Source organism: Bacteroidales bacterium, from assembly GCA_029210725.1.
Taxonomy (GTDB): domain Bacteria; phylum Bacteroidota; class Bacteroidia; order Bacteroidales.
Genome location: JARGFM010000014.1, coordinates 39,131 through 53,920, shown reverse-complemented (window position 1 = coordinate 53,920; position 14,790 = coordinate 39,131). Strand labels below are relative to the sequence as shown.

Sequence of the window (14,790 nt, the reverse complement as noted above, 5' to 3'; positions counted from 1 at the left end):
TTTTGTCATCCTAGCGCAGATTGGCCTGTGCTGCAGCCAGCCTGGCTATAGGAACGCGGAACGGAGAACAACTAACATAATCCATTCCAACACGGTGGCAGAATTCCACGGAATCCGGATCTCCTCCATGCTCTCCGCAGATACCCACTTTCAGCTTGGGATTGGTGGAACGTCCTTTAGAAACGCCCATTTCGACCAGCTGCCCGACACCTTCCTGATCGAGGGTCTGGAAAGGATCGTTCTTTAACAGTCCTTTTTCAATATAGATGGGCAGGAATTTACCGGCATCGTCCCTGGAATAGCCAAAGGCCATCTGGGTCAGGTCGTTGGTTCCAAAGGAGAAAAACTCGGCATGCTCAGCAACCAGGTCAGCAGTCATCGCAGCCCTGGGGATCTCAATCATGGTACCCACCTGGAAGTCGCATCTGGCTCCTTTCTCTTCGAATACTTTCTCGGCAGTGGCACGGATAATCTCTTCCTGCATCTTAAACTCTTTCCAGGTACCGATAAGCGGAACCATGATCTCGGGACGTGCATCCAGACCCTTCCGGGTCAGATTTACAGCCGCTTCAATAATGGCCCTGGCCTGCATCTCGGTAATCTCCGGATAGGTATTCCCCAGACGGCATCCACGGTGCCCCAGCATGGGGTTGAATTCATGGAGGTCCTCCACCAGTGCCTGAATGTCCGCCACGCTTATTCCCATCTCATCAGCCATAACCTTCTGGTTGGCCTCATCGTGGGGAACAAATTCATGCAGCGGCGGATCCAGCAAGCGGATGGTCACTCCGTATCCGGCCATGGCTTCCAGGATTCCCTCGAAGTCTTCACGCTGATAGGGCAGCAACTTATCCAGTGCTTTGCGGCGTTCCACTTCTGTTGTGGCCAGGATCATCTCCCTCATGGCCTTAATGCGCTCACCATCAAAGAACATATGCTCGGTACGGGTCAGCCCAATCCCCTTGGCTCCGAAATCACGAGCAACCTTTGCATCATGAGGAGTATCAGCGTTGGTACGTACATCCATCCGGGTGTGCTTTTCGGCCAGCTCCAGAATTGCTCCGAAATCACCACTCAGTTCAGGATCTATGGTTGCCACTTTTCCTTCCAGCACATTACCCGTCGATCCGTTCAGCGAGATCCAGTCTCCCTCCTTGAATACCTTACCGGCAGCGGTCATGGTACGGGCTTTGTAATCAATTTTTACACCACCGGCACCGGAAACACAGCATTTACCCATTCCACGGGCAACCACAGCAGCGTGGGAGGTCATTCCGCCCCGTGCGGTCAGAATGCCTTTGGCAATGTTCATGCCTTCCAGATCCTCAGGAGAAGTCTCTATCCTTACGAGGATGGAAACAGGATATTTATTTGCTTCGTCGGCAAAGAATACGATTTGTCCGGTTGCAGCACCGGGGGAAGCCGGCAGTCCCTGTGCCAGAACTGTAGCAGAAGCTAGGGCACCCTTCTCAAATACAGGGTGAAGCAGCTCGTCCAGTTTGGCAGGTTCCTGGCGAAGCAGGGCCGTTTTCTCGTCGATTTTACCTTCACGCAGCATGTCCATGGCAACCTTTACCATGGCAGCGCCGGTACGTTTTCCGTTACGGGTTTGAAGCAGCCACAATTTTCCTTCCTGGATGGTAAACTCCAGATCCTGCATATCTTTGAAATAATCTTCCAGTTTCTGCTCGGTCTCATGCAGTTCAGCGTATACCTGGGGCATTACCTCTTCCAGTGACGGATAGGTGGAAGCACGTTCCTCTTCAGAAACTCCGGCAAGCCTGGCCCACCTCAGCGAACCCTCTTTGGTGATCTGACGGGGTGTACGAACTCCAGCTACCACATCTTCACCCTGGGCATCGATCAGGTATTCCCCGTTAAAGATATCCTCTCCGGTTCCGGCATCGCGGGTAAAGGCAACCCCTGTTCCGGATGTTTCTCCCATATTTCCGTAGACCATGGCCTGGACATTTACAGCAGTACCCCAGTCTCCGGGAATCTGGTTCATGGTACGGTAATACTTAGCCCTCGGTGTCTCCCAGCTGTCAAATACAGCCATAACAGCGCCCCAGAGCTGCTCCCATGGATCCACCGGGAAATCATGTCCGGTCTGCTTCTTGACAGCAACCTTAAACTTCTCAACCAGTTCCTTCAGGTCTTCCACCGTTAGTTCGTTGTCGTTCTCCACGCCACGTGCTTCTTTCACCTCTTCCATGATCGCCTCGAAAGGATCAATGTCCTCTTTGGATTCGGGCTTCATTCCCAGAACCACATCTCCGTACATCTGTACGAAACGGCGGTAGCTGTCCCAGGCAAATTTTTCATTGCCCGTTTTTTTAATGAGACCTTTTACAGCATTCTCATTCATCCCAAGATTCAGGACCGTGTCCATCATTCCCGGCATGGAAACTCTTGCTCCGGAACGCACTGAAACCAGGCAGGGATTCTCATTGCTTCCGAACCTGGTTCCCATGATATCTTCAATGTTTTTAACAGCGGCCTCTACTTCCAGCTTAATCAGTTCAACCACTTTGTCCTGACCAAGCTCATTATATTCAGTACAAACCTCGGTAGTAATCGTAAATCCTGGAGGAACCGGTACACCAATCAGGTTCATTTCTGCAAGGTTGGCACCTTTGCCACCCAGGAGGTTTTTCATGTCGGCCTTGCCTTCAGCTTTTCTGTCACCGAAAGTATATACGCGTTTTACATCTGACATTGGAAATTTTCTTTTAGTTATTAATAATGAGCTATTTATATGAAATATCTTTAATTTTCAAAGACACAAAGGTACCTAAAAAAAAGATAAAACTGTTCTAAATAATGTTAATTCGAAGTAGCGGCTGCTCAGGCGAACTGCCTGACAGCCTCTAACATGGCCACCACATTTTGTAAGGGAACATTGGCCTGCATGTTGTGCACCGTATTAAAAACAAAACCGCCGCCGGGAGCCAGGATTTCACACTGCCTGTGTACATGAGCCTTTACTTCATCCGGAGTTCCGAAGGGAAGGACTTTCTGGGTATCCACGCCGCCTCCCCAGAATACCAGCCGGTCTCCATACTTCTCCTTCAGCAATGCCGGATCCATTCCGGCCGCATTGATCTGTACCGGGTTGATAATATCAAAGCCTGATGCAATAAAACTCTCCATAAAAGGTTCCACAGCCCCGCAACTATGCTTAAAGGTTTTCCAGGGGGTATTTTTATGGATCCAGTCATTCATCTTTCTGTAGTAAGGAGCGTAAAGCTCCTCATAGGTTTCGACGGAACAGAAGGAGGAGTCCTGGGTGCCGAAATCGGTCCCGCAGATATAGGCCACATCCACCTGATCGCCTGCCAGATCTTTAAGCATGGCCAGGTTTTTCAGGGCAATATCAGTTTGTTTCTCAAATACATAATGAAGGTATTCGGGCCGCATCAGGGTCGACATGTACCAGTCGGCCACATCCCGGATCCCTTTGGGAGCCTTCAGGTTCAGCCCGGGAACCAAAGCAATGTCGCCGATTCCCGTACCCCCGAAATTGGCCAGCAGGCCTTTACCTTTTTGGGCCGCCTCCGGAATCATTCGTCTCCAGTAGTCCAGATCGGATGCACCCATCAGAGCAAACTCCTCGACATTGTCCTCCGGATCCAGTTTGCTTTCTTCCAGTGGTTCCTGACGGTTGACTGCATCAAAGAAATAGGCTGCCCAGGGCATCTTGGCACTGGGAGCTACCGTTTTATCCCCCTGTGGATATAGCAGGGTATCTCCCTTATGATCCACTGAAACGGTAAAAGAACCAGGCACCAGTACCACCTGACCCCAGGGCGTTAGGTACTCTTTCCAATCGGTCAGGGCATTTCCAAACATATCCGAAGGGGGTGAAACACCAATTACATCCACTCCCATGGCCTCCTGCAAATCGTCTTCCACTGCACCCAGCATCTGAAAAGGCTCGATAACCTTTACAGGTCCCTTTCCCAGGCCGAAATGCTCCCTGAGCTGCTCCACCAGGCGAACATGGATTCCGGTAACCGGGCTGGCCCCGAAATCAACCACCAAACCTCCGGGCTCCTGATGATTCAGCGTTTTTTGCAGCTTTGCTCGTGAATTTGTCATGTATAAGAAATATTTTGAAAGATCCGAAAACCACAAGACAATTTAGCGATTATCCTGAAAAATACTAAACCTTCTTTCTGTTTGGGCTAGCGGAGGCGAATTCATACATTTGAATTCATATTTATTACTTGCCAAACTCAAATCATGGAAAGACGAGATTTTATCCGAAAGAGCGTGCTGGGAACAGCAGCGATTACCGTTGTTCCCAGACATGTTCTCGGGGGACCCGGCTACACGGCCCCCAGCGACCAGCTAACCAAAGCTATTGTGGGTGTAGGTGGAATTGGTTACAATCACCATTTTACACGCGAAGGACGCCTGGTTGCCATTTGTGATGTCGACCGGCTGCACCTGGAGCGCGCCAGTCAAAGGGCCGGCTCCGGGGTAAAAAGCTATTCTGATTTCCGTGAGCTCCTGCTTCAGAAAGACATCGATATCGTACACATTGCCACCCCTCCACACTGGCACGGAACCATGTCGGTGATGGCTGCAGAAGCAGGAAAAGATATCTGGTGTGAAAAGCCAATGACCAGAACAATCGGGGAAGGGAAACGAGTGATTGAGGCGGTGCAGAACAATGGCCGCATGTTCAGGTTGAACACCTGGTTCCGGTTCAGAGGCGGTTTCTATGGACTGGGAACCACGGTGAAACCATTGAAGAAGATTGTAGATAGCGGTATTCTGGGTTGGCCCCTGAAGGTAACGGTCTCCGGGATCACAGGCTACGACTGGAAATTTTACTGGAGCGGCGACAAGAACCTAAGTCCCATGCCGGTGCCCGGACACCTGGATTACAATATGTGGCTGGGGCCTGCCCCCGTTAAACCCTACAACCCCCTGAGGGTGCACTCCAAGTTCCGAGGATTCTGGGATTATGACGGAGGCGGACTGGGAGATATGGGTCAGCACTACCTTGATCCGGTTCAGTATATGCTCAACAAGGACCATACCAGCCCCATCAAAGTGGAAGTGGATGCTCCGCAGCAGCACAACGATGCGGTGGGTTCCTGGCGCAGGATCACCTATACCTATGAAGATGGCTGCCAGATCATCCTGGACGGGGAGAACAGGGACAAGGATGCGGCCTATATAGAGGGTCCCAATGGGAAGATATACCGCGGTTTCCGTTCTACCATTCCAAATATCCAGCAGCTTGCAGCCACCCTGCCCGATCCGGAACCTCAGATTACCTCCTTCCATGAATCGGTCCGGACCCGTCAGAAATTTGCGCTTAACGAAATGAACGGTCACCGCTCCTGTACCATGGTCAACATGGGAGTGGCAGCGCTCCGCCTTGGACGCACCCTCCACTTCGATCCTGTGAAACAGGAGTTTATAAATGATGAAGGAGCCAACCGCCTGATCTATCCCGAAATGCGTTCCCCCTGGAATATTTAAGAAACAGCTATGACTTTTAAGATATCAAATATGAAAGATATAAGATTTTTTCTCCCTGCACTTTTGGCCCTGCTGCTGGTTTCCAATCCACTTATGGCACAGGACAGGCGCACCCTGGATACCCAGGTGGCCGACCTGCTGGCACAGGTGCCTGCCAACGATCAGCAGAAGCTCAACGATCAGATGCAATCCATGCTCAGCCTGGAGGAAGCAGCCCTGCAGATGATTCTGGACCTGGTCATTCCCCCGGGATCGGGTGACGACACCAGGGCGCGGGTGGCCATTGAAAGCCTCTCCCGCTATCTCAGTCAGACCGGGATTGAAAAAGACCGGGAACGGTGGGAGGCCTTGATCCTGGAGCAAATAGAGAAAAGGGAGGATCCCCTGGTAAAAAGCTTTTTTATCAGACAACTCAACTATTCCGGAAGCGAAGCTTCCCTGACCCATCTGGCCAGCTATCTGACTGATCCAAAGCTTCAGGATCCAGTGATCAGGGCCATACGGGATATCCATCCGGAGGCAGCTGCAGACCTGTTCGCAGCCCGGCTGGACCAAAGCGGGGGCCGGACACAGATAGCCCTGGTAAACGCCCTTAAAAACACCGGGGACAGCAGACATGCCAGTGCGGTTGCCCCGCTGGCAGGTTCAAACTCTCCGGAGCTTCAGCGAAGTGTACTGGCCTGCCTGGCCGAACTGGGAAATCCTGATTCCTATGATCTCTTAAGCGATGCCGCCAAAAAGGCGGGATATCTGCCGGAACCCACGAATGCCACCGGCAGCCTGATCGCATTTGCCCGGACCCTGTCAGAGCAAAACAGGCAGGGACTAAGCCTGAAAATCTGCAAAACCGTCATAAAAAAATGTACAACTCCGGAGCAGATCCATTTTAAAAGCGCCGCCCTGATTGCAGCAGCCGGAACCGGAGCCATAGAAAAAAATGTCGCCCTGCTGGTGGATGCCATGAAAGTGAAGAACAAATCCTACCGGATGAGCGCCATCCGTTATGCAACAGCCAATCACACACCGGTCGGCCCCTGGGAAGCTGCCCTGAGCAGCACCGGAAACATGGAGGTGAAAGCGGAGATCCTCAGCCTCTTCGGAATGCTTCAGAGTCCTGAAACCGCAGATCTGGTTTCAGGATACCTGGACGATCCGGATCCGGCAATCCGTCAGCAGGCGGCAAAATCGCTGGCCCTGATCAAAAAAGACAAAGCCGTCCCCGAACTCATAGCCTACGCACTTTCACACCCTGGAGATCCGGATAGCAAAACGGTCAAAGAGGCCCTGCTGCAGACTCTGAATATGAGTCAGCTCCCCCTGCTGAGCAAGCAGCTGGACGGTGCTCCTGAAGAGACAAAGGTATTATTCATAGAGTTAATTGCTGCCAGGGGCGATCCCGGCTCCTTCGACCTGCTGTACAGCCAGATCTCCCAGGCGGAAGCAATCAGGTCTGCCTCCCTGGAGAATCTCCATTTGGTCGCTGACCAGGGAGACCTGGGCGATTTAATAAAATTATTCGACCAGCTGGAAGATAAGGATGAAATTGCAGCCGTGGAGACTGCTCTAGTAGCTGCCATCAACAGGGGCAACCATAAAGAGGTGACCACCCAGGCACTCTTATTGCATGCAGCCAGGACCTATTCCATGGAGAAATATATCGGAGTGCTGGCAACAATTGGCGGCAGGGAGGCTCTGGATGCGGTATACGAATCCTATGGCAGCAATAAGGAAGAGACCAGAAAGAGGGCCTTCTCAGGCCTGATCCGGTCCAACGATATCTATGCCGCCACTCCCCTGTTCGAGATTTGTTCCAGCTCCACCGATACTCAGGAGAAGGAAGCGGCCTTTAAAAGTTATGTGAGGATTGTATCTGGGTCTACTCTTCCCGATGACCAGAAACTGCTCCTGCTGAGAAAGATCCAGGCCCTTGCAGGCAGTCCTGCCGAACACGGCCTGTTGATCAGGGCCCTGGGCGGAGTAAAGACCTTTCTGAGTTTTGTGACCCTCAGCGGCTACCTGGAACAGGATTCACTGAAGAGTCAGGCCGCCAATGCCCTGGTAAATGTGGTGCTGCCGGGCAACGGACTGGACAAGGAACTTACAGGGAAGATTGTCCGGGAGAAACTTCTGCTTGCCAGGGATATAATTTCCGGCCCTGACAGCGAATACCTGAAGATCGACATTCAGAACTACCTGGATAAGATGCCGGACGAAACAGGCTTTGTCTCCTTATTTAACGGGACCGATCTTTCCGGCTGGCAGGGACTGGCTGCCGATCCGCTTAAAAAGGCCGGACTCTCCGCAGAGGAGCTTAAGAAACTCCAGGAAGAGGCCAATGAGAACCTGAAGAAGAATTGGAGCGTCAAAGACCATTGTATTGTCTTTAACGGCGAGGGATCGAATTTGTGCAGTATAAAGGACTATGAATCCTTCGAAATGATCGTGGACTGGAGAATCACCAGGAAAGGGGATTCAGGGATCTACCTGCGCGGCAGCCCCCAGGTGCAGATCTGGGATACCTCCAGGGTGGAGGCAGGTGCCCAGGTGGGATCGGGAGGCCTCTACAACAACCAGGAACATGAAAGCAAACCACTTCTGGTGGCGGATAATCCCATCGGCGACTGGAATACCTTCCGGATCATTATGATCGATGAGCGTGTGACGGTTTACCTGAACGGACAGCTGGTAGTGGATCATGTGGTCATGGAGAACTACTGGGACAGAAGCATCCCCATCTATCCCACCGGGCCCATCGAGCTGCAGGCCCATGGCACCGACCTGGCCTTCAGGGACCTCTATATCAGAGAACTGGGGAAAAACCAGAACAGCCTGACTGAAGAAGAAAAGGCAGATGGATTCGTGAGCCTGTTTAACGGCAGGGATCTTTCCAACTGGGCCGGCAATAAGCACTCTTACTCGGTGGAGGATGGAACCATCGTGATCCGTCCGGCTCAAAGCGGAGGAAACCTCTATACGGAAAAGGAATATTCGGACTTTATATTCCGTTTCGAGTTTAAATTGACTCCTGGCGCTAATAACGGACTGGGAATCCGGACCCCCATGGAGGGCGATGCCGCCTATGTGGGATATGAGCTGCAAATTCTGGATAACACTGCCGAAGTATATTCCCGGCTGCAGCCCTACCAGTACCATGGTTCGGTCTACGGGATCATCCCGGCCAAAAGGGGCTATCTGAAACCTGTCGGCGAATGGAACAGCCAGGAAGTCTACCTCAAAGGAGATCAGATCAGGATTACCCTCAATGGAACATTGATCCTGGAGGGAGACCTGAAAGAGGCCAGTAAAAACGGAACGCCAGATCGTAAGGAACATCCGGGGCTCAAGCGAAGCAGCGGCCATATCGGTTTCCTGGGACATGGCTCCCAGCTCTGGTTCCGGAACATCCGGATTAAGGAGCTTTAGTTGTTGACGCTTACCTCAGGGTCAGTACTATAATTGTATCTACAGGTTTTACCCTCCCTTTGGGAAGAGTAAGAGTGATTCCGTCTTCGGTTCTCTTTACATCAGCTCTGGAACCATCGTCGAAGTATACGGCAGACCTGATACGACCTGGGTCAATCCCACTTAGCTCAATGGCCCGCCCTCTGTAATCCAGAATATGGAGGTAGAGTACATTGTCCTTTGTAGTGATGGCGCCCCACTCCTGAGGCTTCACCGGGCCTTTCCTGGTCCCGTATATGGTTTCGCCATAGCTCTCCAGCCATTTCCCGACAGCCATCAGGGTATCCACGTTTTCGGGCTGGATCTTTCCATTGGGCATGGGTCCCGTATTCAGCAGGAAATTGGCCCCGTATCCGGCGGCACGAACCATGGTATGGATCAGCTCTTCGACCGATTTATAGTTCTGATCGATGATATTGAATCCCCAGGAGCCATTCATGGTCTCGCACATCTCCAGGGGCACCTCCTCAGAGATCCCTGTATTGTTGAATCCCATGGAGTTCTCCCCCGGCAGGTCACGCTCAAACATCATGAAATCCTCACCCGGGAAGGGCATCTTATGGTGGTTGCTGCCAATCAGTGCCCCGGGCTGAAGCTTATGTATAAGTGCATAAGTTTCAACCAGTCGCCAGTCGGCTTCAGGCTTGTCCCACATACCATCGAACCAGATCCCGCCGATCTCCCCGTACTGGGTCAGCAACTCAGTAAGCTGGGTATTCATGTAATTGATGTAGGCATTAAAATCGCCCGATTGGGACCGGTCTGCGATCCCCGTGCCTGTCCGCCCGTGCGGAAAGTAATCCGGATGGTGCCAGTCCAGCTGCGAGTGGTAGAAAAAGAGTTTGATTCCCTGCTTATCACACTCTTCCTTCAGCATCCCGATCACATCCCTGCCATAGGGGGTGGCATCCACGATATTATAATCGCTCACCCTGGAATCGTACATGGCAAAGCCGTCATGGTGCTTGCTGGTAATGGTAATGTACTTCATGCCGGCTTTTTTGACCATGGAAACCCACTGGGCCGGATCAAACTGAGTGGGATTAAAAAAACCGGGCAGTTTTTCATATTGCACAATGGGAATATTCTTTCGTTCCATGATCCATTCCGCGATACCCGGGTCGCCACCGCCACCCATTATGGAGTAAACCCCCCAATGCACAAAGAGGCCGTATTTGGCATCCTGAAACCACTCCCGGTTATCCAGATTCTCCTGGCTGGGCACATAGCCCTCCTGGGCCCACACGGAGCAGCTAAGAACACCTGAAATCAGAGTCAGTAAAAACAGTCGGGTTGATAAATATTGCATGCTGATATGGTTTTATAGTAAATGATACATCTGATACAGGGCTGCAGTCACTCCTTCACCGGAGCTCATCATTCGGGCACCTAAAGCCCTTAACAAGATAGATAATATTCCTCAAATGATCTTATCTGAAGATGAAATAACTTAAGGTTGATAAGCAAAAAACAGTCTTTCTGTGCTGCTTCTGAATAAAGGATTTTATGTAAGTTTATAGGATGTGATATCCGTTTTCAAACAAGAAAAGAGTTTCATACATGAAATCTGAGAGAAGCATCCTGCGAATCCGGGCTCTTACCCTGTTGTTAATGAACGCATTTGGATTGGCCGGACAGCTTAGAATCCGGGAAGAGATGCTTTCCATACCCACTTATGAGGCAGAACTGTCCGATACAGTTGAAACTCCCCGGAAAGCGGCTGCGTTCTGCCTCATCGCCCTGGGTCACCGGCTGTCCGGAGATTCCGAAAAAGCCATGGAGGCATTGAACCTGGCCCTGGTACTGAAAAACAGCATTCTGTGGGCAAATTTTCTGTCAAGAAACAATCAAATCCTTCATAATTAAAAAACTCCAACACGATGATGAAAACTCTCTGGATTACCCTGCTTCTGTTAATAATTGTTGATAATACACTTATAGCCCAGGAAAATGTGTATGACGGACCCGCTGCCAGGATGGAAAATGGCAGACTACAAGTCAGTAAAAACGGGCGCTTTCTGGAGCATGCCAATGGCAAGGCTTTCTTCTACCTCGGGGAAACTGCCTGGGAACTGTTTCACCGGCTCTCCTGTCAGGAGGCAGAAATCTTCCTGGAAAATCGCAGGGAGAAGGGTTTTACCGTGATCCAGGCCGTCATCCTGGCTGAAGAAAACGGCCTGATAGCACCCTCCGTGAACGGCGAGGTCCCCTTGCTCGATATGGATCCGTCCCGGCCCAATGAGGACTATTTCCGCTTTGTGGATTCCATTGTGGAAATGGCCGCAGCAAAAGGTCTGTACATGGGCCTGCTTCCCACCTGGGGAGATAAGGTCGACAAACAGTGGGGACAGGGTCCGGTCATCTTTAACCAGGAGAATGCTTTTCTGTACGGGGCCTTTCTGGGAGAACGATACAGGGACCATCCCAATATTATCTGGATCATTGGCGGAGACCGCCCGTGTAAAGGCAATGAACCGGTCTGGGAGGCACTGGCCAGGGGGATCCGTTCGACCGATGGAAATCACCTGATGACCTTTCATCCCATGGGCTCCAGGTCTTCCTCGGAGTGTTTTCACCAGGCTGAATGGCTCGATTTCAATATGCACCAATCGGGACACAGCGACCGCTACATTCCCAATTACCGGAAGATCCATGCCGATTATGCCCTGGATCCGCCCAAACCTTGCATGGATGCCGAACCCATCTATGAATCGCACCCCTTTGGATGGAATCCGAAAAACGGGACTGCCGGAGAAGATGAGGTACGCCGGGCTGCCTACTGGGCCCTCTTTTCCGGTGCACACGGACATACCTACGGGAACCACTGTATCTGGCAGTTCTACTCCGCTAAAGTGAAAGCGGTCAACTACCCTCCCATGCCCTGGTACGAAGCCATGGATCTTCCAGGCGCATGGGATATGCTGCATGTAAGACAACTGATGGAATCCAGGCCCATGCTGGAACGCTATCCGGATCAGTCTGTTATTTCCGGAAATGCCGGCGGAACCGTGAATCATATTGCCGCAACACAGGGGGATGGCTATGCCTTTGTTTATCTTCCGTCCAACTTCGGGGTTGTCATAGAATTCTCGAGAATCAAAGGGGATGCCTTCAAGACCTGGTGGTACAATCCCCGTACAGGCGAAAGCACGTTTATCCGGGAGGTGCAGGGTGAACCCAGAGAACGATTTACGGTTCCGCTTGCGGGGGTCGACTGGGTGCTGGTGATCGATGATGCCTCCAAAAACTTCCCCGAACCCGGGACACTCTGACCGGCCATTTCAACGATACACTAATCCATTAACTTAGCTTTCATGATTATTATTCACAACTACTTCGTGGCCATCTCCCTGACCATCGTGGCCATGATTACCCTGGGCTCCTGCATATCAGGCAATAAATCCGAAAACAATTCCGGGCTGAACGATCAGACAGCTGCTGTACTGGCCGATGAAATGAAAGAGAGTCTGTTCCTTTATATCCTGAACCCCTGGTATCCAAGAAATATCGACACGGTCTCTGGAGGTTATATTTCTGCTTTCAACCATGACTGGTCCCTGTCGGAGGACTCCCAGATGAAGGCTCTGGTTCAGCAGGCAAGGCATCTCTGGACCACCGCCCATGTTGCGGAAAATTACCCTGACAGCACCAGGTACCTGGAGTATGCCGCTCACGGTTTCTCCTTTCTGCAAGAAACGATGTGGGACAAGGAATCAGGTGGATTTCATGCCTATTGCAATCGGGATGGAACAGGCATCCCTGAACGCATCCATGAGAAACGGATCTATGGCCAGGCTTTTGCTGTTTATGCCCTGGCGCAGTATTACCGTGTAAGCCAGGATCCGGATGCGCTGGTGCTGGCTAAAAAAGCCTTTCAATGGATGGAGGACCATGCCCACGATCCGCTACATGGAGGATACTACGAGTTCCTGTGGCGAAACGGAACACCCATGACCGGGCAGGACTCCCTCCGGGTGACCCTGGGAGATACCCCCGGCATCGGATTAAAGGATTACAACAGTTCCATCCATATCATGGAAGCCTTCACGGAATTATACCGTATCTGGCCCGATGCGCTCGTCAGGACAAGGCTGGAGGAGATGTTCCTGCTCATCAGGGATACCTTTACGCATCCCGATGGCTATCTGCAGTTATACTTCTACCCCGACTGGACCCTGGTACCGGAGGAGGAGATGGAAAAGCGCTCCCCTGACAACCACTGGTACACCCGGCATTTCACTTATGGTCACGATGTTGAAAGCGCTTTCCTTCTTCTGGAAACGGCTCACGCACTGGGACTGGAGGAGGATGAAAAGACACACAGGATCGCAAAGAAGCTGGTGGATCATTCTCTGGAATCGGGCTGGGACCGGGAAGCCGGTGGTTTTTTTGATGCAGGCAGGGAGCTGGATGGAAAAATCACCATCATAAACCGGAACAAATCCTGGTGGGGACTGGTGGAAGGGATGAACGCACTGCTTCTGATGCACCGGCTCTACCCGGATGATCCCGCGGACTACGGTCAGAAGTTCCTGAAATCCTGGGAGCACATCGATGCCTGGCTGATCGATAAAGAACATGGCGGATGGTACAATGCAGCCCTGGATACCTCTCCTGAAAGTGCTATGCAGGGCAAAAGTCATATCTGGAAGACCACCTATCACAATACCCGTGGAATGCTTAGCTGCATTCACATGCTTCGCAGGTCCGAAGCCGGTACCCGGAAAGCTTCCAGGCCGGAACCACCCAACATCGTCTTTATCCTGGCCGATGATATGGGCCATTCCGATCCGGGTTGTTATGGGTCAGAAATACTGGAGACCCCCCATATTGATGCCCTGGCAGCCGGGGGGCTCCGCTTTACCAACTTTTACAACACAGGCAGGTGCTGGCCCACCCGGACCAGCCTGCTCTCCGGATACTACTCCCACCAGGTCCTTTCTGACCCTATGCCGGGAGTGGACTATTCGGATGCCTCCGTGCTGCCGGTAAACAGCACCTGGCTCCCTGCTATCCTGAAAAGACAAGGATACCACACCTACCACTCGGGCAAATGGCACATCCTGAGAAAAGTCCCCGTGCAAAGCCAGATGAGCCATGCAGAGGTGGGATTTGACCACTCCTACCGGACCGAGGATGGCAGGCACCTGCGTCCCCGCCACCTTTGGGAGGATGGAAAAGAGATCCCTCTCCCGGAGGAGGGCTCGGACTATGAGGCATCCGTGGCTATTGTGGATCATGCCATCCGGTACCTGGAAGAACACCATCGGGAACACAGCCAGGAACCATTTTTCGAGTATATTGCCTTTATCGCCCCCCACTTTCCCCTGCAGGCCCTTCAGGAAGATATCGACAAGTACCGGGAGAAGTATCTTCCGGGATGGGATAAGATCCGGAAAATGAGGACCGAAAACAGAAAAGCGCTTGGATTTGAGGTACATCAGGTGAATCCCCTGGAGCCGGAGCGCTTTGCCCCCTGGAACCTCACTCCGGAAGAGCTGATTACCCGGATCGATTCCGCGGAGACAGGCAGGGCCGAAGCACCCGGTATCAGTCTGCTGCCTGTTCTCCAACAGGATATCGAGTCCGACAGGCCTCCCATCTTTTTCCACCACGAAAATAAAAAAGTGCTCAGGGACGGAAACTGGAAGATCGTTACCATCGAGGATGGTGGCGAATGGGAGCTTTATGATTTATCAAAGGACCGCGGTGAGACCAACAACCTGGCAGAGCGTCATCCGGAGAAACTCCGCGAGCTGGTTTCCCTGTGGGAAGCCCGGCGAAAACAAATCATCGGAGAGATAGGCGCCACAGACCTTTTATAGAGCA

8 protein-coding genes are annotated in these 14,790 nt (G+C 51.9%); 5 read left to right on the top strand and 3 right to left on the bottom strand.

All coding sequences use genetic code 11. The annotated features are described in order from the left end of the window. Positions 1–10: 10 nt before the first annotated feature. The gene (ppdK, locus tag P1P86_09500) at positions 11–2,719 is read right to left on the bottom strand and encodes a pyruvate, phosphate dikinase (GenBank protein MDF1575412.1); all 2,709 of its coding nucleotides are present in this window, start codon (positions 2,717–2,719) and stop codon (positions 11–13) included. A 128-nt stretch (positions 2,720–2,847) separates the two neighbouring features. After that, positions 2,848–4,101, bottom strand: coding sequence for a uroporphyrinogen decarboxylase family protein (locus P1P86_09495; GenBank protein MDF1575411.1), 1,254 nt, complete (start codon positions 4,099–4,101; stop codon positions 2,848–2,850). Positions 4,102–4,245: 144 nt separating this feature from the next. On the opposite strand from P1P86_09495, the gene P1P86_09490 reads away from it, so the two are divergent. Next, positions 4,246–5,499 carry a Gfo/Idh/MocA family oxidoreductase gene (locus tag P1P86_09490; GenBank protein MDF1575410.1) on the top strand — a complete coding sequence of 418 codons (1,254 nt, stop codon included), beginning with the start codon at positions 4,246–4,248 and terminating at the stop codon, positions 5,497–5,499. Between the two features lie 30 nt (positions 5,500–5,529). Continuing rightward, positions 5,530–8,922, top strand: coding sequence for a DUF1080 domain-containing protein (locus tag P1P86_09485; GenBank protein MDF1575409.1), 3,393 nt, complete (start codon positions 5,530–5,532; stop codon positions 8,920–8,922). Positions 8,923–8,932: 10 nt separating this feature from the next. On the opposite strand, the gene P1P86_09480 is transcribed toward P1P86_09485, so the two are convergent. Continuing rightward, positions 8,933–10,270, bottom strand: coding sequence for an alpha-L-fucosidase (locus P1P86_09480; GenBank protein MDF1575408.1), 1,338 nt, complete (start codon positions 10,268–10,270; stop codon positions 8,933–8,935). Positions 10,271–10,521: 251 nt separating this feature from the next. Here P1P86_09480 and P1P86_09475 point away from each other — a divergent pair, with 251 nt between their 5' ends. Genes P1P86_09475 through P1P86_09465 form a run of 3 tightly spaced genes read left to right on the top strand, consistent with a single transcriptional unit; the run spans position 10,522 to position 14,786 of the window. Next, a complete protein-coding gene (locus P1P86_09475; protein MDF1575407.1) occupies positions 10,522–10,827 on the top strand; it encodes a hypothetical protein in 306 nt (101 codons plus the stop codon). A 14-nt stretch (positions 10,828–10,841) separates the two neighbouring features. After that, the gene (locus tag P1P86_09470; protein MDF1575406.1) at positions 10,842–12,233 is read left to right on the top strand and encodes a glycoside hydrolase family 140 protein; all 1,392 of its coding nucleotides are present in this window, start codon (positions 10,842–10,844) and stop codon (positions 12,231–12,233) included. A 42-nt stretch (positions 12,234–12,275) separates the two neighbouring features. After that, positions 12,276–14,786 (top strand): sulfatase-like hydrolase/transferase, encoded by a 2,511-nt coding sequence (locus P1P86_09465; GenBank protein ID MDF1575405.1) that lies wholly within the window; start codon positions 12,276–12,278, stop codon positions 14,784–14,786. Positions 14,787–14,790: the final 4 nt, after the last annotated feature.